This is a genomic window from Pseudomonas sp. PP3 (assembly GCF_905336995.1).
Lineage (GTDB): Bacteria > Pseudomonadota > Gammaproteobacteria > Pseudomonadales > Pseudomonadaceae > Aquipseudomonas > Aquipseudomonas reinekei.
The window spans coordinates 6,044,252-6,067,164 of the sequence record NZ_HG995459.1 but is presented as its reverse complement, the minus strand read 5'-3'; the positions used below and the strand labels follow the sequence as shown (position 1 = coordinate 6,067,164).

Below are 22,913 nucleotides of genomic sequence, written 5' to 3'. Positions count from 1 at the left end.
TACAGACGATTCATGAAATTGACACATGGTTGAGTGCGCGGCTACGATTCGGCCCAACGCCTGTGGCAAACCGCCATGACTTCAAAACAATAAAAAGGCCCGCCACGAGTAGTCGTGTGCGGGCCTTTTTGTTTGCGGAATGAAAAAAGAGCGCGATAGTGCCGTTTCAGCCGTTCGACACAGCGCGTTTCAACCCGTAATAAGGAAAACAAAATGTTGAACATGCGAATCAGCCTGATCGCTCTGGGGATTTTGAGCGCTACACAGGCCATGGCTAACGACCAGGCCGAATCCAAGGGATTTGTTGAAGACAGCAGCCTTAAAGTGCTGTTGCGCAACGCCTACATGAACCGTGACTACAAGAACGGTAACGACGACAAATCCGAGTGGGGCCAAGCGGCCATCGGTACGTTCTCGTCCGGTTTCACCCAAGGCACCGTCGGTGTGGGTGTGGATGCGTTCGGTCTGTACGCACTCAATCTGGAGCGCAATGAAGGCCGCAGCGGTGCCCAAGGCATCGACTTCTTCAAGCGTGGTTCCAGTGGCGAACCTGCCGACGACTTGTCCAAGGGCGGCGCAGCGGTCAAATTCCGTCTATCCAGCACAACCCTGACCTACGGCGACCAGATGCCGGCCCTGCCGGTGTTGAGCTACGACAACGTGCGTCTGCTGCCGGAAAGCTACACCGGCACCCTGATCACCTCCAAGGAGATCAAGGGCCTGGAGCTGAACGCCGGTCGCTTCACCGCCGAATCGCGTAAAAGCGCGGAAGGCCGTGACAGCGGTGGTTTGAAGTCGATCAACGTGTTGGGCGGCAGCTACCAGTTCACCGAACAGTTCAAGGCTTCCCTGTACGCGTCGGACGTTGAAGACGTGCTGAAGAAGCAATACGTGAACGCCAACTACGTGTTCCCGCTGGCCAAGGATCAATCCCTGACCCTGGACTTCAACGGCTACCGCACCAAGCTCGATAGCGAGTACGTGCGCGAAAACACCATCCCCGGCGAAAGTATCGTCACCGGTGACGACAACAAGATCTGGAGCCTGGCAGCCACCTTCGCCACCGGCCCTCACTCGTTCACGCTCGCGCATCAGCGCAGCACCGGCGACAGCAACCTGGGTTACGCCTATGGCGGCTACCAGAAAGACCAACACCGCGTCGGCGACGGTGGCAACACCATCTACCTGGCCAACTCCTACTGGTCCGACTTCAACGCCGAAGACGAACGCAGCTGGCAACTGGGCTACGGTCTGGACTTCAGCACCTTCGGTGTTCCAGGCCTGAGCTACAACTTCGCCTACGTACGCGGTGACAACATCACCACCTCCACCAGCGAAGGCGGCACCGAGCGCGAAATCTTCAACCAGTTCAAATACGTCGTACAAACCGGCCCGGCCAAAGACCTGAGCATCAAGCTGCGTAGCTCGATCCTGCGCGTGTCGCAGAAGTCGAGCGAGTACAACGTCAGCGGTAACGAAGTGCGCGTGTTTGTGGATTACCCGATCAATATTTTTTGACGATGGGTTGAGCGTTCACGCTTGATAAAAACCCCGACGGGTTCGTAATGCTGTACGTCCTTAACTGAACAGCACTGCGACGGGTTCGGGGTTTTTTGTGCGCGCTTGATGAATAAAGGTGTTTTTGCCGTACCCCTCTTTTGCTCCATTTCATTACTCTATGTAACTAATGATGTTCCCATCCCCATCTTTATCCCCTCCAGCTAACGCCATACATTGAGCTCCAACGCCTCTCCCATCATCCCGACGGGAAGGTCACTGGAGTTTCCCTCATGCCTTTCGTAAGCGTACGCATCACCCGCGATGGCGTTACCACTGAGCAGAAAGCTCAGGTGATCGCCGAGATCACTGAAACACTGGAGCGCGTGCTCAACAAACGCCCTGACCTGACCCACATCGTGATCGAGGAAGTCGACACCGATAACTGGGGTTATGCCGGGATCACCACCACTCAATACCGCAAGCAACTGGCGGAAGAGGGGCAGTCATGACGCCGTCGGTCACCGTCGATTTCGTCTCCGACGTGGTGTGCCCATGGTGCGCACTGGGGGCGACGGCACTGGAGCAGGCGATCGCGAACGTCGCGGGTGAGGTATCGGTTGAGCTGACCTACAAGCCTTTCGAACTGAACCCGACCATGCCCGCCGAAGGCGAGAAAGCGGTCGAGCACTTGATGCGCAAATACGGACGTACCGCCCAGGACGTCGCCAATGGCAAAGCGATGCAGATCGAACGCGGCAATGCCATCGGCTTCAAGTTCGACCTGGAGAAGCGCACCCACTTCTACAACACCTTTGACGCTCACCGGTTGTTGTATTGGGCGCAGGAGGAAGGGCGTCAGGTGGCGCTGAAGAAGATCCTGCTCCGCGCTTACTTCAGCGAAGGCCAGAACCCGAGCGATCAGCCGACGCTGGTGCGGCTGGCAGGAGAAGCCGGGTTGGACGAGGCCCGTGCGCGCGAGGTGTTGGCGTCGGGTGTGTTTGCCGAAGAGGTGCGTGAACTGGAGGCGTTTTACCAACAGCACGGCATCAATTCGGTCCCGGCCATGGTGCTGAACGGTCGTCACCTGGTGTCTGGTTCGCAATCGGTCGAGTACTACGAACAGATGTTGAGACAAATGGCCCAGGCCCCTGCCGAAGCCTGATTCACCCCATTTCAAACCCCACTTTTGTTAGAGGTATTTATCATGAGCAATTCGAAAAAAGTTGTTGTCATCACCGGTGCATCCCAAGGCCTGGGCGATGGCATGGTCAAGGCTTTCCGCGAACTCGGTTACCAGATCGTCGCCACCTCGCGGTCGATCAAGCCTTCCACCGATCCGGACATTCTCACCGTGGCCGGCGACATCGGCGAACCGGAAACCGCCCAACGCGTGATCCGTGAAGCGATCGCCCGCTTCGGCCGCGTCGACACCCTGGTCAACAACGCCGGCATCTTCGTTGCCAAGCCATTCACCGCGTACACCGCCGAAGACTACGCCAACGTGCTGTCGGTGAACCTCAACGGCTTTTTCTACATCACCCAACTGGCCATCAACGAGATGGAAAAACAGGGCAGCGGCCACATCGTCAACATCACCACCAGCCTGGTGGACCATGCCATCGACGGTGTGCCATCGGTCCTGGCATCGTTGACCAAAGGCGGCCTGAACTCGGCGACCAAATCCCTGGCCATCGAATACGCCAAGCGTGGAATTCGGGTGAACGCGGTATCGCCTGGCATCATCAAAACCCCGATGCATGGCGAAGAAACCCACGCCGCACTGGGCGCTCTGCACCCGGTCGGGCACATGGGCGAAATCGATGACATCTCGCAAGCCGTCGTGTACCTGGACAACGCCAAGTTTGTCACTGGCGAAATCCTGCACGTTGATGGCGGGCAGAGCGCCGGTCACTAAGATCCGGTCCTGCAAACCGCAGGAACAACAAAACCCTCGTATTGCTACGAGGGCTTTTGTTTTGGCGGCAGTAAAGGGCCTGGTTGTGATGATCAATTGCGTGATTAGGGTTATTTAAGGAAGTGTCTGACATACAACGTGGTGATCTCTTGTAGATCATTGAGGCTTTTCCATGGCGCGGGGCCACGGAGAAGTCATTGAAGGATTTCAATTGCATCGCGTTCAGATTCGCAGGGGAATGCCGCCCAACCTGCCAAGGGTCGCTTTCGACGTCGACCGCGTGTTCTGCATCTCATTGGATGAGCGCAAGGATCGACGCGAACTCTTTCGGAAAACCGTCACGCGACACCTTTCCAACCCCGTTGAGTTCTACATCGCGCAGCGTTGTGATGACCCTGTCCGGGGTTGCTATGAATCGCATCAAGCACTCGCCGCCATGGCGCTGGCTGAGGGTTGGCAGAGAATTCTGGTCTTTGAAGACGATGCAAAACCCTACACGCTTCGCGCTACTCAAGTGCGATGGGTGAATCGGTTTATTCGCAACAATGATTTTCAGGCACTGCATCTGGGTTACAGCATGGGACGCACCTGGCTGACCTGGTTTCCGTTCATCGCCCGGGGAGAAGTGGTGGCGCTTCACGCTTACATCATCTCGCGCCAAGGCTGCCGGATATTGGCAGAGGCACCGTATCGCGGAACGCCGGTCGATGTCTTGTTCAAGCACCAGATCAAACAACACTGTGTGTTTCCGATGCTCTTCCGTCAGCACGCAGCAACGCACACCGGCAGCGACATCCAAACGGTTGCCACTAACGAGGACGAATGGTGGGAAGGCAATTGGAAAAAACACCGCCGATCGTTGCTCAAGAATATTTGGCGAACGGTGTTCAGGTTGAGGTTCTGAGTTTGAGTCTTGTTGCTGGTGGGGATGGAGAGTCTGTTGAGTGTTGGATTGAACAGGCTCTTATGAACGAGGTGGGATGAAAAGTCCCAGAAACGACAAAGCCCCGCATTGCGGGGCTTTGAATGTGGTGCGGCACCAGGAGTCGAATCGTGAGTCAACTATATGTTTAATATGAAGTTTTGTTATGGGTTTTTAGCTCTCTACCTCTAATTCTATCCCTGTAGAGCGTGGGAATTGGAAGAGGGGCTCCACTCCAATACTTGTTGAATCAGAGTTTATTAACATGCTCGACAGGGACCTTGCACTGAAGTAGGCCTTGTGAGGTACGACCTTAAAGTCGCCATTTTAGGGGCGTCAGCCCAACCTAGGGAAATGCTGCAGCCCCGTGCGGAAGTTTGGCCTACCCTTCTGTTCTGTCCGATAGGTATGTTAGATTTGGCGATATCATAGTGATATTGCACAAGGGAATGAATAAAAATGACAATTAAGGACGTTCTCACAACGCCGCTGGGCGCATGCGACAAAAATCCGAACATCGAATATAGAATCTATATGATTTATTTTACTAGGTTAGAAAATAACTTCTGACTCTATCTTTCAATTTGCCTGGGACATATTAAATGTCGGAATTGGCTGCCCCTCACCCTCATACAGCTGCGCCTACATGGAGTGGGTTCATTTACCAGGGGCATTTAGCTCTCTACCATTCCATAGAATGCTTGCTTAATAAAATGTCGTTTGAATTGCAAATTGATAGCATTGATGATTTTGCGATAATTGAAAATGGCGTTGCAGTTTCTACGCATCAGGTAAAAGCACTGGCAGATAATAAAAGAGCTGCCTATAAGGAGGCTCTCGAAAAAGCTGCGTCCACTTCCAAGTTGTGTGATAAAACTACCAAAAGATATTTTCATACATCCGTACGTCTTGATAATGCCGCTGACTTTATTGGTGATAATGGGCACGTTGTCCAATTTTATACTTACGATGGGCTTCCGTACTGCCATCTTCAAGATGTCGAATTAAAAATAAAATCAAAAATTGAGAAATACTTGGTCTCTGTAGGCTTGCCTTGTAGTGACTTTTTAATAAAGTTAAAGTTCGAAGCTCTGCAAAGCCATATCGCTGCTCAAGTAATATATATACATGCGTGCAATCAGGATGGGTTAATGACCGCCGCCGAGGCTGCGTTCACTCAAACTTTGAAAAGCGCGAAAATTGTTGAGCTACTATGTCTTTCCGCTACCCATGAAGACGACCTTGTATACAAAATGTTCCAGGCACGGATGGCTGTTTGTAAATCGTTGTATGGGTATACCAATACAATGGAAAAAACAGCCGATAAGGCTGTTATCCGAAAAGTTGCGGCTGTTTACGATCAAATTAAAGAATTGGGTGATACTCCATTTACATGGCTTTGGAAGTCGTTATGTTTTGGTTCCTCCACAATGATTGTAAGTGAGAACAGTGTGTATGATTATGTGGATGTGATCTACGATATAGATAGAGCACCACTGAGTGAGCAGAAACCTCCTTACTATAGGTGCTCCGCTGGAGATTTTTATTTGCCGACAGCAATTTCGGCAGACAATGCTCGACGGGAGAGTAGGTTTGCTGAAGATCTCATGGAACAGCTAAAAAGCGATCCAGAATTGATAGATATATTAGTTGAATATCAATGGTTGATCGCAGCCAGAGCAAATATTTTTTCACCCGCCGAGCGCTTTTGTACAGCTACTGGAGCTTCGCGGGATGCGGTAGAAGAAGAGTTTTCGTTGATGGGTAAGGATCGTAATAAAATAACTAAGGCCTTTGATGCAACAATTATTTCAAGGGAAGAAGCGAAGGTGAAGTTGAATGATTAAGGATATTGTTCTACAGGCTGCCTTAAGGCACGAATTTACTTTATTTGACAGCGGCGATGATTCTTACGTTCCGAACGACACCATAGATTACTCGGCAGGAGTAATTTCAGCTAGCCTTGAGGGTATCGGGTATGAGTCTTTAACTTATTTTAGCCAACACAGTGGAGATAGGAAACGATTCCTCGCCGTGGTCGAGTGTACGAATGTTCCATCACCGCAGGTACTGAATAAATTAGTGCTATTACATGCTCCTGAAATTTTTAAGTCTGATCCCGCTTTTGATAAAAACACCGATCTCATTGTGTTGTATAAGTTAAAGCGCCGAGCTGACTTTAATGAAATAGAGGGTAAGGTGTTTGGTATTGAAGAGAATCCATATTACTTTAAAAAATATTTTTTGTATTATAGTGAAGAAGAGCTTAGGTTGTTAGAGGGGCACAGTTTTGACAGCATTTCAGCGGTGGTTATCGATGATAGGATGTTTGCAGATTATCGAGATGAACCGTTGTTGCCCACTATTTATAGTGTCGCGGCAAGAATTTTTATAAAACTTCCTTTTGTAAAGGTTCCGGTTAAGGAAAGCTCGCTGAAGCCGCTTGACATTTATGTAGATGAAGCACTTGCCGAGAAAAAATTGACCGATCTTCATGTCAGAATTTTTAATGTTTCTGCAGCTGGGATTGATGCCGCCAAATTAATCGAGAGTCTGATTCATGAAGAAGTGGAAAATATCCAGTCTTAAGATTGAAAACTTCAAACCATTCGAAAACACATCGATTGATTTTCGAACTGCCTCCATGATTACCTTGGATGGGCCTAATGGTTTTGGGAAAACTAGCATATTTGATGCTTTGGAGCTTTTGTTTACTGGCGTTATACAGCGAATTATAAATACAAATGAAGCAACAGTTGCGAAGCGATCACGCAAAAAACAGTTTGAAGAAAATATATATTGGAACAGAAAAAAAGAAGGCGATATCGCGATTAGAGCGGAGCTCATAAATCAAGACTCAGGGGAGTCAATTTTTCTGGCTCGTGTTGCTAGCGTGGCCGACTTATTGAATCCAGACAATAACGCGCCTGATAATTTTTCTATTTTTAAACTTTACGAAATAAACAGTATCGACTCCAATAGGTTTGGGGAAGATCTTGATTCTAAAGCATTAGAAGATATTCTGGGAGAGAACTTTCTAAAGAACTTCTCTCTATTGAACTATCTTGAGCAGGGGCAGAACAGATATCTTTACTCTACGGATGCTACTGAAAGGAAACGGGGCATTGAACATCTAATTAATACCGATAAGTTGACAGATCAAATATCATATTGCGCTGAATTAGAAAAAATTCTTACGCTATCTTATACTGGGAAGGAGCATACGGATCTTCAGGCGGAGCTGCTTGAGAAAGTTAAGCAGCTTAGTGGTCAATTTCAAGATGCCGAAAATACGGTTGACTTTAAACGCTTGAGTACTGCACTTCCGTCGCCTAGTTGGGATGTTGAGCAGCCGCTATCTGCTGCAAATGATATTGATATTGAAACTCTGATACGTGAATTGCGGGATATATTTAAAGTCTATCAAAATTTTGATGAGGTTTTGATTAGAGAGGCTAATAGTAGAATTGATGAGTTTTTAAAAAGAGAGGCCGATATAAAATTAGCTCTCCAGTTAGGTGCTGAAATAGCTGGATACGAAGAGCTGAAGGTCAAAGACTCGTCAGTAATTGGCTTAGACCATGATATCTTGATATTCAAGAAGCCAGCTTCAGAGATAAAAGAAACAGATCTAGAAAGTCTTAAAAACTCTGTGGATGTGGTTGGTATTAAAAGTCTCATTGAGGCGCGGGATTTAATTCAGACTGATAGTACAGAAAAAAATACTAAGCTTGTAAATTTACTAAATGCTCATGCAGAATTGTTACAGCGACACCAAGAATGTGATGACTTGGAGATGTCCGACTGTCCATTCTGTGGGCTCTCATGGGAGACCTACTCTGCGTTAGAGGAAGCCGCTAAAAATAATGCGGAAAGAATCAGAGCTGAAATAGATGTGTCTGCAAAAAAATTAGAGGAAACAATCAAATCCATACAGGATTCTCTAAACTTTCAGATAGCAGCACTCACGCAGCAACGTGATCTAGTCTCAAAAGATTTCGATAGTGAACTTTTTAAGGCTCTCACAGCAGTGCAAGCTAAGTTTTCTATAATAAGTGAAGTGGTTTCGCAGTTGGTAGGTTATAGTGTATCACAAGAGCTTAAGTTTACGGCTGATGAAGCTGCTTTGCTTTTGCGATATAATGAAACAAAGGACATGATTGCTGCAGTTAAAAAGCCAGAAAGTGATGTTCTTCCTTTGGGTTGGTCATCTATCCTAAAAATGGCTTTCTTAAATACATCAGATATAACCTCGCTAAGTGTCTCGGATTTTGAGAATAAAGAATCCTATCTCAGAATCGCTCATTCAAAGTTCAAAAGCGAAGAATACAAATCTAAAGTGGCAGAGCTTGATAAGCTGAGTGCTAAAATTGCTGCTGGTAAAAAAATAAAAGCAAATATTGTTAAGCTTAGGGGTGAGTTGGATAAAACTGCAAAGCAGTATGCGAAAAAGACTATTGCTGATATAGAATTGTTGTTTCATATTTATAGTGGAAGACTTATACAGAATTATCAGCGTGGTTTGGGTTTGTTTATAATGAGCGGTAAAGGAGACATACTGAAATTCAATACTGCGGAAAAGTCAGATCACGATGCGATTCTATCTATGAGTAGTGGGCAAATAGCCTCGTTAGGCTTGGCGTTCTTTCTAACATTGAATAGAGTGTATGCGCTGAATCCGTTCATATTAATTGACGATCCAGTACAGTCTATGGATGAAATTAATATTGCTTCGTTAAGCGATTTATTAAGGGTTGAGCTTTCCGATCGCCAGATTTTATTGTCAAACCATGAAATGGAAGTGTCAACATATATGCGGTATAAGTTCAAGCGTGCGGGGTTGTCGCAGGCATCTGTTTCTATGTTGCCACAAAATCTGACAGCATAATAATGTGTAAGAAATGTGCCTCAAAGGTTGGTCTTTGAGGTGCATGGCTTAATTATTTTTTGCGCTTTCCCTAAGCGAACTAATATCAAATTTATGGTCAGGCAATAATAATATTTGGTTGAGTTTGATCGAGTTTTTATATTCGTATTTAGAAACCATGCAAGATGTTTTCGCTGCCAAGCCCATGGGTTGTCTATGTGCCAGCGTTTGGCAATCGCTGCTTGAATGGCCTTCGCTTGGCGGAGGTGACGCTGGCGCGTGGAATGCGACCCGGTCAGGACGCCTACAAGGAATAGCTCCATGTCGAATGCCTTGCTCATGCTCGACCACCGATGTAAGCCGAGACCACGTCTGTACGACCGTGCCCCAGTTCATGGCTGATTTGCACACGAGCCTTCTGATCGAGGTGTGGGTCGAGCTGGTAGCAGCTGCCACCGTCGATGGGCGCGGGATGATGGGTGATTTGCTCGTAGCGTTCGCACGCATAGGCTGCCCGCAATTCGTGGAAGCCTTTGAGGTTGTGCTTTTGGAGGATGTCCCGTGCAGGGCGGACAATCCCCTGTTGGAAATCGAGGTAGCTTTCGTCCAGTGCAAGCAGGTTGCGGCTACCGTCTGGCGAGACCTGTTCGGCAAACCTCAGCGCGTCACGGATATGGTCATCTACTGTAACCCAGCGAGGTGCCGACGCGCCTGAGCGACCACCTTTGGTGCCCTCTTGGATGTTAATCCTCCCAAGATGCTCAGCTTCAGATTGCAGGCGCGGAAGGTCGGCCAAGATGGCCTCGCGTAAGCGCATGCCGGTGGCTCTCGCCAACTGAGCGATGGCCGCCGCGCGCGGCATTTGGTGTTTGCAGAGCGCGTCGACGATCTGATTCATGTGTTCGGGGTCTTGGCCTTGTGGCACTGAATGACGAAGACTGGTGCGCCGCATTCCTAACGCCTTGCTCGGGCTCGGCACTTTCACATATTGATCACCGCGAAGCGCGGCCATGGTCCGGTTGACGCTGGACAACCGATTTTGCGCTGTGGCGATGGCTAGCTCACCCAACTCAACTTTTTGACGCAAGTGCCCGGCGTAGTCCAGCAAAGTCTGCCGATCAATCCGCCGCGCATCGTTAAACCCTGGTCCATCCTCCGAACGACACCAGCGTACAAACGCCTGCCATCGATCACTGTGAGCTTTGACCGTGCCGTAATGCCCGCCGCCAAATAGGTCGAGCAACGCCTGCGGTCCGGCGTAACTCAGCTGCCGGCCATATCCAAAATTACGCCCGTCGCGTCTACCTACTAGCGCCATGATCAAATTCCTCTCGAAGCCAAAACATTGAAGCTTTTCCCCACGTCATCCCGCCAAGAATGTTGAGTGTTATCAGGGATCAAGGTCCCTGCGACCTGTGAGGGTTGTCCACTAACGCGGGACTGGCGGGTCTTTACGACCGGGAGCTTGGGCATCTCATGATCTGGCCTCCTGAACACTTCCGAAGACGTGGGCGGGTGGAGGCTGCGCTGGCTGACGAGACCAATGCCGCGAGATCCTAAGTCGGGTGAAGGCAGTGAAGCGATGACCGGGGCATGCCTGACTGTCAGTCAGGTGCAGTCCATTCCGTGGGCTGCGGCACCATCATCTGCATCGCTGTTGCTGGCGACTTCGGTGTTTGTCACGCCGATTGTCACTAGGGGGAATGCCGCAAAGCCTTGTACGAGTTGGGCTGCAGCAGTGGTACAAGCGCCCGTCTCTTTCCGGGAGAAAGAGACGGGCGCAGGTTGGCGCAAGGAAATGGCCAAGCGGATAGGTTGCTGCAAGGCAGCTATGAAAGGGGGAAGTTGCCGCAGTGGGCACACTGGTAAAAGTAGGCATCCATCACATCGCTGTGACCGTGCGAGCCGCCGGACGCTAATCGCACTTTGGGAGAACCACCACGGTGTGGCGTAGCCTTAAAGATTCTGGCTACCTGGGTTGCTGTCAACGACAGCGCTTGCCCGATCTTTTCTACGCCTGTGGATAATTTGGGTCAAGGCTCGAGTTTTCGGGAATTCTGCGGCTGTGGATGAAATTATCCACCGGTGGAAATCAGTGGTTTTCCACAGACAGTTGCGTGGGCTTTAGATTTTTTTAAGTGAGGTCCATCCAAGCAGGGCGGCTTTGCAGCCCTGCTTGGATGGACCCGCGTGGACAAGCGGATCGCTGAGATATGAAGACCGAGCGCTTACTCAGTTGCGCCACGTTTTGCTTTTAGGCGAGTGACGTTCGCTCCTGTCTGGTTCGCGAATTCGTGTGGAGTGACATGCTCCTGCCGGTTGGCCTCCAGGTACCGGCTCCACCAGTTCATGATCAGCCTGCGCTCCTCGATGAACTCGGCCTTGTGGATGTAAGCGGCGCGGACGTTGTTGCGCTCTTTGTGGCTCATCTGCCGTTCAATGGCTGTCTCCGACCACAATCCTGACTCGATCAGTGCGCTGCAGGCCATCGAACGAAACCCATGCCCGCAGATATCGGTTTTGGTGTCGTATCCCATCGTCCGAAGCGCGTTGTTCACGGTATTTTCGGACATGGGCTTCCAGGGTTTGGCATCCCCTGCGAAGACCAATGCGAATTTGCCTGTGAGTGCATGGATTTTTTCGAGTAGCGTCACTGCTTGCGGCGATAAGGGTACTAAATGGATATCCCCTGCCATCTTCGTACCCCTTGTGGAAAAGGGTACTCCTTCCAGCGCGGGGCGAGTGTCCGGTATCTCCCAGGTTCCGCGCTTGAGGTCGAACTCGCTCCAGCGTGCGAAACGCAGCTCGCTGGATCGTACAAATACATGCAGCGACAGCATCACCGTCAGACGTGTAAGTGCCCGGCCTTTATAGGTGTCGATCCGCTCCTGCAGTTCCGGCAGTCGCGATAAGGGTAGAGCGGGGCGATGCACCACCCGCGGGGCCTTGATCGAGCCTTCGAGATCGTAAGCAGGGTTTATGGTGATAAGCCGCAGGCGCTTTGCCTCACGCATGATGCTCTGCAGGTAGTTTTGTACCCTTAAAGCAACGTCTATCGTTCCGCGCTTCTTGATCGCTTCCAAGGGCTGCATGAGGTCATGGGTGTCGAGGTCGACAATGGCGCGAGCGCCGATCAGCGGGAACACGTGGGTTTTGAGGCGGCTCATCACAGTCTTGGAGTGGCCTGGTGCCCACTTGGCCGACATTTCCGTGTGCCAGTCCAGGGCAACGCTTTCAAAGGTTCTGCCTTTGATCACGGCTTCCGCCTTGGCTTGGTGCTTGGTCTCTATGGGATCAATGCCATCCGCCAGCATTCGCTTGACGTCCAAGCGCTTGCGGCGCGCATCGGCGAGGCCAATGACGGGGTAGTTGCCGAACGAGGTCAGTCCTTCGCGTCCGTCAGGTTTGACGTAACGGAGCCGCCAGCCTTTGCGGCCATTGGGTTGGACTAGGAGATAGAGGCCATCGCCGTCGAAAAGCTTGTAGGCGCGGTCTGTAGGTTTTGCCAAGCGGCAAGCTGCGTCGGAGAGCGGAGCTGTGGTGCGCGACATAAGGGTACTCCCTTTTATCGAAGTGACCTGTATCCCAAACTCTACCCTTAAAACGGTTGGAATCCACCAGTTTCTGACGGAAACCGATGGAACGCCAAAACGAAAAAACCCGCCAGAAGGCGGGTTTTTCGGGGGTTCCAGAGATTTTGAAAGCCTTCTCTGGAACCTTGGATGGTGCCGGCACCAGGAATCGAACCCGGGACCTACTGATTACAAGTCAGTTGCTCTACCATCTGAGCTATACCGGCGTGTCAGGGCGACGATTATAGCGATTGGGCAGGTTCTGTAAACCCCTGAATTCTGACTATTTTTGCGCGAGCCTCTGGTGCGCAATTCTGGCGCTCGTTGGTTCTCATCGCGCGTTGTAAAACGTCGTCCCCGGCGGGATGTCTTTGTTGACGAATGACATGGCGCCGATAGTGACGTTGTCGCCGATCGTCAGGGTGTCGGCGATGATGCAGCTGTTGGCGCCGACGCTGACATTGTCTCCAATCACCAGCTCATAACGGTCCAGGCCCAAGGTCTTGATGCCGATGGTGGTGTTTTGCCGAATGAAAAAATTGCGGCCGATTTTGACGTTGCCGGTGATTACTACGCCGGGCAAATGACCGATGCGAAAGCCCGGGCCGATCTGGGCATCGATGCTGATGTCTACGCCGTACTTGAGGTTGAGTTTTCGTTCCAGGCGTTTGGCGTAGCGGCGTGCAAAACTGTTTCCGGAGTAGAAGTACTGGGCCAGCCGGAACATGAACAAGTAGCGCAGGGTATTGTTCTTGCGCGTTCGCTTGAGGATGTTGCTGATCAGGCCTGTGCGGCTGCCGCGTTTTTTCTTGTTGGAGACTTCCGACTGCCAGTGCTCTATCAAGGTGTCGAGATTCAAAACGTGGCCCCTGCTGAATCATTGTCAGTGAAGCCGCCGATAGTAGCTGGTTGCTATTAGGGTGCCTATCGATGCCGCCCGATTCGCTTGTTTATTCAAAGGCTGAAGATCCTGTGCATATGCTGCTGACACTGCCTCGATTTTGGCGGTTATGTCCTTTTGATTGAATGCTTATGCACAACGGGATTTCGGATGCACGGGATTTGTGGAGGTTTTGTGGATTCGTTCTCATCTGTGCGCAAATCCCTGTTTTTCGGGTTATTTATCCGCCTGTACGAAAATTGAACAGTTTGGTTTCACGGCTGAAACAGCTGTAAATATTGGATCCACGATAATTTCATCAACAGAGTTATCCACAGGTTGGCGCTTGTTAAGAGCGTTCAGCCAGCAGCAGTAAATTACGCGGGGTCAGTGGGCTTTCACAAAAGGTTCCGAGGCGAACGGCATATCCCTGCTCCATGAGGAAGAGCGCGCGATCGAGGACCAGCCACAGTTCCAATGGACGTCGGAAAAGTCCGCGTACCAGCTCCAGGTTGCGCACGTGCGCCAGGCGCAGCCAGCCAGCTTTTTCGCGTGCCGGCCAGTCTTGCGCAGCGATTGTGGATAAGTCTTTGAGTCCGGCCAAATGATGGCAGTAATCGGCGAACGATTTGTCCAGCCAGGCACTGGGCAAGGACGGAGTCGGCAGGTATTCGTCAATGCCACGCAGGTCCCGCTGCAGCAGATCGAATCCCAGGCGCCGGGCCATGGACGTGTCGCGCTGACGTCGCACGCGAGCGCCGGCGGTGACGGTTTCGCTCATGGGCAGCGCCAGGTCATCGAGCGACAGTTGCAGGCCGGAACCTTGGGCGGCAGCGGACATTGGCGCGTAGTGGGTCAGACTGATCCGGTTGTAGCAGCAAGGCGCGAGGGCGAGTTGCTTGCAACCTGCCGCACTGGCCAGGCGCATGAGTTGCACATGCAGATCGCCGCAGGCGTGGAGGGCGACGGGCGTGTGTGAAGCCTTTAGCAACGAGGCTGCGGTGGCAGCGAGCACGTCCTGTTCAACATGTAACGCATGCAGTTGATGGCGTTGGCTGAGGGCCTGGCCGCTGGCAACCAGCGCCGGGTCATATTCCACGCAGGTCAGCTGTTGGCCGGTTTGCAACAAGCGGCGGCCCAGATGGCCTTTGCCCGCGCACCAATCCAGCCAATGCCCGGGAGCATCGGCAAATTGCAAACGGCTGGCGAAGGCTTCGATCTGTTGCCACTTGCGGCCCGGCACGTCGACATTCAGTCGATGGCCCGCCTTGGCCAGTGCATGGGCGGGCAATTCATCCACGTCAGCCAATGCAACGGACAGTTTTGCCAATGATGCAAAAGGCTCTGGTGCGTTCAGTAGAGCGGGGTGGTTGTGTGCATTTTCCGCATCTTCCAGTGACCGCCGACGTAGCCAGGCAGCCAGTTCCGGGTGGGACATTTCCCACGGGAGCTGAAGATGTGTGAACGGTCGAGGTTTCCAGAGCGCCTCATTTTCTGTCAGAAACGAATCCAGCGCCGTGAAGCGGGCGAGCAGGGCCTCGCCCGTCAGTACATGGGAATCAACGGCCTTGGCAGGCATCGACGCGCAGCCAGCGCTCTAGCAGCTTGAAGCCGCGCACCAGCACGTAAGCCATCACCAGATAGAACATGCCGGCGGCGAAGAAGATTTCTACTGGCAGGTAGGTCCGGGCAATGATGGTGCGAGCCATGCCGGTCAGTTCCAGCAAGGTCACGGTGCTCGCCAGGGCGCTGGCCTTGAGCATCAGGATCACTTCGTTGCTATAGGCCGGCAGGCCGATGCGCGCGGCGCGTGGCAGGATGATGTAGATCAGCGCCTTGGTCTTGGACATGCCCAGCGCTCGCGCGGCTTCGATCTCGCCCGGTGGAATCGCCTGGATCGCGCCGCGCAGGATCTCGGCGATGTAGGCCGCGGTGTGCAGGGTCATGGTCGCCGTGGCGCACCAGAAAGGATCGCGCAGGTAAGGCCACATTGAGCTGTTGCGGATTGCGTCGAACTGCGCCAGGCCGTAGTAGACCAGGAACAGTTGAACCAGCAACGGTGTGCCGCGGAAAAAGAAGATGTAGCCGTAGGGAAACGCCCGTACCCACCACAAGCGCGAAGAACGGGCGATGCCCAGCGGGATTGCCAGCAGCAGGCCGGCAATCACTGCGATGGCCACCAGCTCCAGGGTCAGGGTTGCGCCCTGGGCCAGTTTTGGCAGCCACTTGATGATGACTTCCCAGTTCATTGAGTGCTCCTTGCGAAGCCGCGAGCGGCGCGTTTTTCCAGGAAATGCATGCCGGTCATCGCCAGAACCGTCAGGCCCAGGTACATGAAGGCGGCGACCATATAGAAGGTGAACGGTTGTTTGGAGACGGTCACGCCGATCTGCGCGTGACGCATGATTTCTTCCAGGCCGATCACCGATACCAGCGCGGTGTCTTTCATCAGGATCATGAACAGGTTGCCCAGGCCGGGCAGGGCGATGCGCCACATCTGCGGCATGATCAACTTGGTGAAGATCCGCCATTTCGACAGGCCCAACGCTACGCCGGCCTCACGATGGCCCTTGGGAATGGCGAGGATCGCGCCACGAAACACTTCCGTGGCATAAGCGCCGAAGCACAGGCCCAGTGCGATCACGCCAGCGGCGAAGGCGTTGAGTTCAAGATCGGGGTTGCCGAAGAACTCGCCCAGGGCACGCATCAAATTGACCGTGCCGAAGTAGATCAACAGCACCCAGAGCAATTCCGGGATGCCGCGAACCAGCGTCGAATAAGTGCCGCCAAGCCATTGCAGCGGCTTGTACGGGGAAGTCTTGGCCAAGGCGCCGAGCAGACCGAGCACCAGCCCCAGGCACAGGGCCGAGAGAGCCAGTTTCACAGTCATCAGCGCGCCAGCGGCGAGCGCCGGGCCGAATCCGTAGAGGTCGATAATCATGGATTTCTTTTCAAATCGCGGCAGGCAATGCCGGGGACCGACGCCGTCAGGAGGCGGCGTCGGTCCGGCAGGTCAGAATCAATAGATGCTGAACGGGAAGTACTTGTCGTTGATCTTCTTGTAAGTGCCGTCAGCAACGATTTCTTTCAGCGCGACGTTTAGCTTCTCGCGGATTGGATCGTTTTTACGCACGGCGATACCGATCTTGTCGCTTTCTTCTACCGGGTCACCCTTGAACTCATAGGATTTGCCGGCATCGCTTTTCAGCCACTCATAGTTGACGTATTTGTCGGCGAGGATGCCGTCCAGACGACCGGAAGTCAGGTCGAGGTAGGCGTTTTCCTGAGTGTCGTAGAGCTTGATGGTGATGTCGTCACCATAAGTGTCTTCGAGGAAAGTACCGGCCAGGGTCGCGCGCTGTGCGCCGATCACTTTGCCCTTCAGCGCAGCTTTGTCGGTTTTGAAGTCGACGCTTTTCGGCGCGATGAATTGCAGCTTGTTGGAGTAGTACGGGTCGGTGAAGTCCACCGCTTGCTTGCGCTCGTCCGTGATCGACATCGAGGAGATCAGGAAGTCGAACTTCTTGGCGTTGAGGGCCGGGATGATGCCGTCCCAGTCAGAGGTGACGACGGTGCACTCGACTTTCATCTTGGCGCACAGGGCGTCGCCGATCTCTTTGTCGAAGCCGACGACGTTGCCACTGGCATCTTTGTTATTGAACGGCGGGTAAGCCGCTTCGATGCCCATCTTCAGGGTTTCGGCCATGGCACCGGCGCTGAACGCCAGGGTGACGGCGGCAGCCAGGAAGACCTTTTTGTAGTTCTGCATGTGGGTAGCTCCGTTAGCGGTTGCTGGACATGAATTGTTTGCAGCGCGCCGAAAGCGGGTTTTCAAACACCTGCTGTGGCGATCCTTGCTCTTCTACCAGGCCCTGGTGGAGGAACACCACTTCGCTGGAGACCTGACGGGCGAAGCCCATTTCGTGGGTCACGAGCAACATGGTGCGGCCTTCTTCGGCCAGTGCGCGGATGACATTAAGTACTTCCTGGACCATTTCCGGGTCAAGCGCGGAGGTCGGCTCGTCGAACAGGATGACCTTGGGCTGCATGGCCAGGGTGCGGGCGATGGCCGCGCGTTGTTGCTGCCCACCGGATAGCTGGGCCGGATAGGCGTGGCGCTTGTCAGCGATGCCGACCTTGGCCAGCAGGGCTTCGGCGACTTCGATGGCTTCGGCCTTGCTCTGGCCGAGTACGCGACGCGGGGCTTCGATGATGTTGTCGAGCACGCTCATGTGCGGCCATAGATTAAAGTTTTGAAACACAAAACCAATCTCGCTGCGCAGGCGGTTGATCTGCTTGCTGTCGGCGGCAACCAGTTCACCGTTCTTCGCGGCCTTGAGCTTGAGTTCTTCGCCGGCCACCAGGATTTGTCCCTGATGCGGGTTTTCCAGCAGGTTGATGCAGCGCAGGAACGTGGACTTGCCGGAGCCGGAAGAACCCAGGATCGAGATCACATCGCCGTCGCGGGCGGTCAGCGAAATGCCCTTGAGCACCTCCAGCGAGCCGTAGCGTTTGTGCAAGTTACGGATTTCAAGCGCGGGCGTGGCCTCAGCCATGTGCGTTCCTCATTGTGTATTCGCTCCTGCTGTTGGTCGCCTTCCTGGCGAGGCGGCCAAGCTAGCATAGCGTTTCAAAGGCAGCCAACAGCACTACGGGCAGTAAACGGGTGGCGTGTGGCAGGTTGTCGCATCGGCACAGCAGACTGTCGCCCCATCAACAACCGAACAGACGTTTGAACCTGGATTACAAGCAAAAAGCACAGCGGCTTTCGCAAAAAGGGCGCGATGTTGCCAGCTTTGGCGGGGGGTGGGAAGCGCTAACCGGCCAAACGCACTTTTATTGTGCGCTGAGCATTTTTGGGGTGTGTTTCTGGTGCCTTGAATCGTCCTTAAAGTGGGGCGCAGGGTAACATTCTGGCGAATTGCCATTAATCTCAATGACTTGCGATGACTGTCCGGTCAGGACATGAGCCCCCGTTACAGAAGGTTTTGAAACATTTTGGCGCATTTATTGCGTGCAGATTCCGGAACGCCCTGTTTGTTTCTTTTTACAAGAGAGAGGCTTCACGGGCTGCACGCATTCGCTTTTCCTTTACAAAGGTAGTTTCAATGAGCAGTACCCAAAGCTCTAACGGCCTCGAACAGGGGCTTAAACCGCGTCATGTGACCATGCTGTCGATCGCCGGTGTTATCGGCGCCGGCCTGTTCGTTGGCTCGGGTCACGCTATCGCTGCTGCAGGCCCGGCCGTGCTGCTGGCCTACGCCGCCGCCGGCATGCTGGTGGTGCTGGTGATGCGCATGCTCGGTGAAATGGCTGTTGCCTCGCCGGACACGGGTTCGTTTTCGACCTACGCCGACCGAGCGATCGGTCACTGGGCCGGTTTCACCATCGGCTGGCTGTACTGGTGGTTCTGGGTGCTGGTCATCCCGTTGGAAGCCAACGCTGCCGCAACCATCCTGCATGCCTGGTTCCCTGGCGTAGATATCTGGGCCTTCGCCCTGGTCATCACAATGTTGCTGACCGTGACCAACCTGTTCAGCGTGAAGAACTACGGTGAATTCGAATTCTGGTTCGCCCTGATCAAAGTCCTGGCGATCATCGGTTTCATTGTACTGGGCGTCATGGCGATCTTCGGTTTCCTGCCAGGCAGCCAAGTCAGCGGCGTTTCCCATCTGTTCGACACCCAGGGCTTCCTGCCAAATGGCATGGGCGCGGTGTTGGGTGCCATTCTGACCACCATGTTCTCTTTCATGGGTACCGAAATCGTGACCATCGCGGCCGCGGAATCGAAAGACCCTGGCAAGCAAATCTCCAAGGCCACCAATTCGGTGATCTGGCGGATCGGCTTGTTCTACCTCGTATCGATCTTCATCGTTGTGGCCCTGGTGCCATGGAACGATCCGATTCTGGCCAGCGTCGGTTCCTACCAGACCGTTCTTGAGCGCATGGGCATCCCGAACGCCAAAATGATCGTCGACATCGTCGTCCTGGTCGCCGTGACCAGCTGCCTGAACTCGGCGCTCTACACGTCGTCGCGTATGTTGTTCTCCCTGGGCAAGCGCGGCGATGCGCCAGCCGTTTCCACGCGCACCAACAAAAGTGGCACGCCTTACTGGGCGGTTATGCTGTCCACGGGTGCCGCATTCCTGGCCACATTCGCCAACTATGTAGCCCCGGCGGCGGTGTTCGAGTTCCTGTTGGCCAGCTCCGGCGCCATTGCACTGCTTGTGTACCTGGTGATCGCGATCTCGCAACTGCGCATGCGCAAGCAGCGCATGGCTCGCGGCGAAAAGATCGTCTTCAGCATGTGGCTGTTCCCGGGCCTGACCTACGCAGTGATCGTCTTCATCGTCGCGGCCCTGACCATCATGTTGTTCCAGGACGCCCACCGGGTGGAAATCCTCGCGACCGGCCTGCTCAGTGTCCTGGTGGTTGCTTCCGGTTTGCTGGTGGCTCGCCGTCGCAAGCAGCAGAAAGCAGGTGCGGTGGTACTGAACTGATCCGTACCGCATGACGCAAAACGGCCGCTGTCAGGGATGACAAGCGGCCGTTTTTGTTTGTGACTTCGTTCGGTTCAACCGGGGTGTACCCAGTCTTCTACACGTAAGCCTGGAACCCGCTCAAATTCCCGCAGGTTATTCGTTACTACGATGAACCCGCGTGAGCGCGCGTGCCCGGCAATCATTTGGTCGTAGGGGCCGATGGGGGTTCCAGCCTTCGCCAGCTCGGATCGAATCATCCCGGTATGCGCGGCGGCTTCATTGTCGAAGGGCAAAACTTCAAGGCGCGCCGCGAAGCCTTCGATCACGGAAAGGTTCTTTTCCGGTGCTGCTGACTTTTCGGCACCGTAGATCAACTCCATTAGAGTCACAGCACTGATGCACAACTGTCCGTCATGGCGGTTGAAGGCTTCTCTTACAAATTGCGGTTTATTCTTTATGGTGAAAATGCAGATGTTGGTATCGAGCATGAATTTGATCATCAAAACGACTCACGCTCCTGATCGGTGGGTTGGTCACGATCAGTCATGAAATCCGGACATACGCTTTCCCCGTCGAACCAGCTATCCCATGTTTCGTCTGCGGGGGTAATGATGCGGGCCCGGCCGATGGCAACTACGTTGACCCGTTTTACGTCGCTTGGCATTGCTACAGCTTTGGGAAGGCGAACAGCCTGGCTTCGATTGCTCATGAAAAGAGTGGTCTGTTCCATATTGCCTCCTGTGCTAATGCGGGTGGGGTAAGTCCAAAGAGTAGATTTTATTATGGATATGTCAATGGGATATACGTATCGGGTGGGGGGTCGGATACTCTGGTTTATCACGCAACAAGAAACGGCCGCTGTCAGTGATGACAAGCGGCCGTTTTTATTCGAGTCGTAACCCTTACTCGGTTTTTTCCACCGGCGCGTCCTGCGACTCACGGTAGACATCCAGCGCAGCACCGAAGTCAGCAATGAACTGCGGCTCGCTCAGCCATGCCTGGGCGGTCTCGCGGTCCATGCCGTCGGCCCACATGCGGTAGTCGATCAGCATGTCGGCGGCCAGATGGGTGGCGGCCATGCCTTCGTCATCGGCGTTTTCCATGTCCAGCAGTTCTGGATGGTCGACGATGATGAAGGCGAGGTTGGTCAGCAAGACCGAGAGCATTTCGCTGCGGCTGACGGCTTCCGCGTCGCGCATTTTGCTGAACATCGCCAAGGTGTACTCCGGAATCGGCTCGCCGATTTCGCCCAGGTCATCGTCCAGTGCGGCGGGTTTGCGGCCGTGGATATTGATTTGTTTAGCTTTGGCTTTTGCACGCTTGGCGCGTTTCTGTTGCTTGTTCAGGGAGGCCATGGGAGCTCAGTTCGGTTTCTGTTGGGTTTGCGCGGCGATAGCGTCGGACGCTGCCACGTAGTCGGCCTGGAAGGCCGCTGATTCAATCCACGCCAAGGCGCCGGCTTCGTCGGTTTCTGTGGACCATTGGCGATACTCGATCAGCGCCGCCAGGATGAAATCCATCGCGCCTTCTTCGCCCTCCTGTTCGTAGACCAGTTCCAGCAACGGGTCCTCGAGGAAAGCCGTGCACATGGCTTGCTGGCTGGTTTTCTCGGCGTCGATCATTTTCTTGAACAGTTCGGTCAGGTCGACCGACTCGAAGTCGATGCGGTCATCATTGGGGTCGAGTTCGACCGGCGCGGCAGCGCGTTGGGTGCGGTTCTGCTTGGCCTTGGCCTTGGCGCGGGAGGCGCGTTTTTGCTGCTTGTTGGCGGAGGCCATGGATGTTGTTCCGTTATGCGTTAATTGGGGTGGCTACGCGGTACTGCCCGCCCGGGTGTGTCAGGGGGCAGCTCGCCGTTTTGCAGCCAGGACAATGCAATGGGCCATAGTGTGGCTTGGTATGCGCTGCGAAAAAAGGCGAAATGTCCAACTTCTGTTTCGCCGATGTCTTCGGGCGTGATGCGCAGGTGTGTCCTGGTGCTGCCGGTGAAGTAGGCGAGCAGGCGTTCGATGGCCGCAATAGTGCCGTAGGGATCGTCGCTGATGCTGATCGCCAGGGTATTCGCGGTCACGCTGGCGAAGGGCAGGTGACCGTTGATTATCCGACCGCTGGGACGCGTTTCGTAGCGGGCGGTGGGCGTGCTCCAGTCGCGGACCACACCGGCGGGCGTGTCTTCCAGCCAGCCAAGGCGTTTGCCGGGAAAGTAACCACAGATCTTTGTCACCAAAGGCATCACCACGTGCCACTTGCCAAACATGCGCCAGCGATGGGCGGGTGCGTAGTCGCGCCAGTAAGCGAATTGCGCGCCGACCGTCACCAGGCGCCGGATGAGTTGTCCAGAGGCTCCCAGGCCCGCTGCACAGCCGCCAAAGCTGTGGCCGACCACATCAATGGGCTGATCGGGAAACTCCTGCTGCGCACGCTGGAGCATCGCCTCGAAATCCAGTGCGCCCCAGTCGGTCCACGAGGCTTGTAACCCTTTGATCGACGCCGGACGTGATTCGCCGATCCCTCGGTAATCGTAGGTCATGACATCGAAGCCGTGAGCGAACAGGTAATCGGCGAAACGCGAGTAGTGTCGGCAGCGGACCGAGGTCGCGGCATTGATGATGACGACCGGGCGAGTGGAGTCCGCAGCCGCATGCCGCCAGGCGAATCCACCCAGGATGAAGCCATCGGCAGCGGGTTGCCTGAAGGGCTCGGCAAGCGCATCACTCGTTAACGGAAGCTCGATTTGAGTGGGAGCAAGTGGTGGTGTTTCCTGCCAATTCATCG

Annotated in this window: 22 protein-coding genes and 1 tRNA gene; 9 read left to right on the top strand and 14 right to left on the bottom strand. The window is 53.8% G+C overall.

From position 1 onward, the window contains the following. Window positions 1-213: 213 nt before the first annotated feature. The 8 genes from KHO07_RS27445 (at window position 214) to KHO07_RS27410 (ending at window position 9,225) form a co-directional block, all read left to right on the top strand. A complete protein-coding gene (locus KHO07_RS27445; RefSeq protein WP_150735914.1) occupies window positions 214-1,518 on the top strand; it encodes an OprD family porin in 1,305 nt (434 codons plus the stop codon). 272 nt (window positions 1,519-1,790) lie between these two features. After that, the gene (locus tag KHO07_RS27440; RefSeq protein ID WP_056852134.1) at window positions 1,791-2,009 is read left to right on the top strand and encodes a 4-oxalocrotonate tautomerase family protein; all 219 of its coding nucleotides are present in this window, start codon (window positions 1,791-1,793) and stop codon (window positions 2,007-2,009) included. After that, complete coding sequence (locus KHO07_RS27435; RefSeq protein WP_212626031.1) at window positions 2,006-2,662, top strand: DsbA family oxidoreductase; 657 nt, start codon at window positions 2,006-2,008, stop codon at window positions 2,660-2,662. Before KHO07_RS27440 ends, KHO07_RS27435 begins: the two co-directional genes overlap by 4 nt. A gap of 42 nt (window positions 2,663-2,704) precedes the next feature. Beyond that, window positions 2,705-3,415, top strand: a complete 711-nt coding sequence (locus tag KHO07_RS27430) for an SDR family oxidoreductase (protein ID WP_150735908.1) — start codon at window positions 2,705-2,707, stop codon at window positions 3,413-3,415. A 250-nt stretch (window positions 3,416-3,665) separates the two neighbouring features. Next, window positions 3,666-4,319 carry a hypothetical protein gene (locus KHO07_RS27425; protein WP_212627699.1) on the top strand — a complete coding sequence of 218 codons (654 nt, stop codon included), beginning with the start codon at window positions 3,666-3,668 and terminating at the stop codon, window positions 4,317-4,319. Between the two features lie 620 nt (window positions 4,320-4,939). After that, entirely contained in the window at window positions 4,940-6,184 is a 1,245-nt protein-coding gene (locus tag KHO07_RS27420) for an ABC-three component system protein (RefSeq protein WP_212626030.1), read from the top strand. Next, window positions 6,177-6,926, top strand: a complete 750-nt coding sequence (locus tag KHO07_RS27415) for an ABC-three component system middle component 1 (RefSeq protein ID WP_212626029.1) — start codon at window positions 6,177-6,179, stop codon at window positions 6,924-6,926. Before KHO07_RS27420 ends, KHO07_RS27415 begins: the two co-directional genes overlap by 8 nt. Next, window positions 6,898-9,225, top strand: coding sequence for an AAA family ATPase (locus tag KHO07_RS27410; protein WP_212626028.1), 2,328 nt, complete (start codon window positions 6,898-6,900; stop codon window positions 9,223-9,225). The genes KHO07_RS27415 and KHO07_RS27410 overlap by 29 nt, the downstream gene beginning before the upstream one ends. A 316-nt stretch (window positions 9,226-9,541) precedes the next feature. On the opposite strand, the gene KHO07_RS27405 is transcribed toward KHO07_RS27410, so the two are convergent. The 9 genes from KHO07_RS27405 to KHO07_RS27365 form a co-directional block, all read right to left on the bottom strand. After that, a complete protein-coding gene (locus KHO07_RS27405) occupies window positions 9,542-10,522 on the bottom strand; it encodes an integrase domain-containing protein (RefSeq protein ID WP_169880158.1) in 981 nt (326 codons plus the stop codon). A gap of 910 nt (window positions 10,523-11,432) precedes the next feature. Beyond that, window positions 11,433-12,755: an integrase arm-type DNA-binding domain-containing protein gene (locus KHO07_RS27400; RefSeq protein WP_212626027.1), complete on the bottom strand. Its 1,323-nt coding sequence runs from the start codon at window positions 12,753-12,755 to the stop codon at window positions 11,433-11,435. Window positions 12,756-12,927: 172 nt separating this feature from the next. Then, window positions 12,928-13,003, bottom strand: a tRNA-Thr gene (locus tag KHO07_RS27395). A 104-nt stretch (window positions 13,004-13,107) separates the two neighbouring features. Next, window positions 13,108-13,635 carry a serine acetyltransferase gene (locus tag KHO07_RS27390; RefSeq protein WP_150735482.1) on the bottom strand — a complete coding sequence of 176 codons (528 nt, stop codon included), beginning with the start codon at window positions 13,633-13,635 and terminating at the stop codon, window positions 13,108-13,110. Between the two features lie 370 nt (window positions 13,636-14,005). Continuing rightward, the gene (locus KHO07_RS27385) at window positions 14,006-15,235 is read right to left on the bottom strand and encodes a methyltransferase (protein ID WP_212626026.1); all 1,230 of its coding nucleotides are present in this window, start codon (window positions 15,233-15,235) and stop codon (window positions 14,006-14,008) included. Next, complete coding sequence (locus tag KHO07_RS27380; protein ID WP_150735484.1) at window positions 15,216-15,905, bottom strand: ABC transporter permease; 690 nt, start codon at window positions 15,903-15,905, stop codon at window positions 15,216-15,218. Before KHO07_RS27380 ends, KHO07_RS27385 begins: the two co-directional genes overlap by 20 nt. Continuing rightward, window positions 15,902-16,597 carry an ABC transporter permease gene (locus KHO07_RS27375; RefSeq protein ID WP_007972786.1) on the bottom strand — a complete coding sequence of 232 codons (696 nt, stop codon included), beginning with the start codon at window positions 16,595-16,597 and terminating at the stop codon, window positions 15,902-15,904. The genes KHO07_RS27380 and KHO07_RS27375 overlap by 4 nt, the downstream gene beginning before the upstream one ends. Window positions 16,598-16,675: 78 nt before the next feature. Continuing rightward, window positions 16,676-17,425 carry an ABC transporter substrate-binding protein gene (locus tag KHO07_RS27370; protein WP_150735485.1) on the bottom strand — a complete coding sequence of 250 codons (750 nt, stop codon included), beginning with the start codon at window positions 17,423-17,425 and terminating at the stop codon, window positions 16,676-16,678. A gap of 13 nt (window positions 17,426-17,438) precedes the next feature. Then, window positions 17,439-18,212 (bottom strand): ABC transporter ATP-binding protein, encoded by a 774-nt coding sequence (locus tag KHO07_RS27365; protein ID WP_150735486.1) that lies wholly within the window; start codon window positions 18,210-18,212, stop codon window positions 17,439-17,441. Between the two features lie 552 nt (window positions 18,213-18,764). On the opposite strand from KHO07_RS27365, the gene gabP reads away from it, so the two are divergent. Beyond that, window positions 18,765-20,156 carry a GABA permease gene (gabP, locus tag KHO07_RS27360; RefSeq protein ID WP_150735487.1) on the top strand — a complete coding sequence of 464 codons (1,392 nt, stop codon included), beginning with the start codon at window positions 18,765-18,767 and terminating at the stop codon, window positions 20,154-20,156. 74 nt (window positions 20,157-20,230) lie between these two features. On the opposite strand, the gene vapC is transcribed toward gabP, so the two are convergent. From vapC to KHO07_RS27335, 5 genes are all read right to left on the bottom strand, one after another. After that, window positions 20,231-20,638, bottom strand: a complete 408-nt coding sequence (vapC, locus tag KHO07_RS27355; protein ID WP_212626025.1) for a tRNA(fMet)-specific endonuclease VapC — start codon at window positions 20,636-20,638, stop codon at window positions 20,231-20,233. After that, window positions 20,638-20,868 carry a type II toxin-antitoxin system VapB family antitoxin gene (vapB, locus tag KHO07_RS27350; RefSeq protein WP_212626024.1) on the bottom strand — a complete coding sequence of 77 codons (231 nt, stop codon included), beginning with the start codon at window positions 20,866-20,868 and terminating at the stop codon, window positions 20,638-20,640. The genes vapC and vapB overlap by 1 nt, the downstream gene beginning before the upstream one ends. A gap of 172 nt (window positions 20,869-21,040) precedes the next feature. After that, on the bottom strand, window positions 21,041-21,493 hold the full coding sequence (locus tag KHO07_RS27345) for a hypothetical protein (RefSeq protein ID WP_212626023.1): 453 nt from the start codon (window positions 21,491-21,493) through the stop codon (window positions 21,041-21,043). Between the two features lie 6 nt (window positions 21,494-21,499). After that, complete coding sequence (locus tag KHO07_RS27340; protein ID WP_150735491.1) at window positions 21,500-21,916, bottom strand: hypothetical protein; 417 nt, start codon at window positions 21,914-21,916, stop codon at window positions 21,500-21,502. A 20-nt stretch (window positions 21,917-21,936) separates the two neighbouring features. Further along, entirely contained in the window at window positions 21,937-22,911 is a 975-nt protein-coding gene (locus KHO07_RS27335; RefSeq protein WP_212626022.1) for an alpha/beta fold hydrolase, read from the bottom strand. Between the last annotated feature and the right edge of the window lie 2 nt (window positions 22,912-22,913).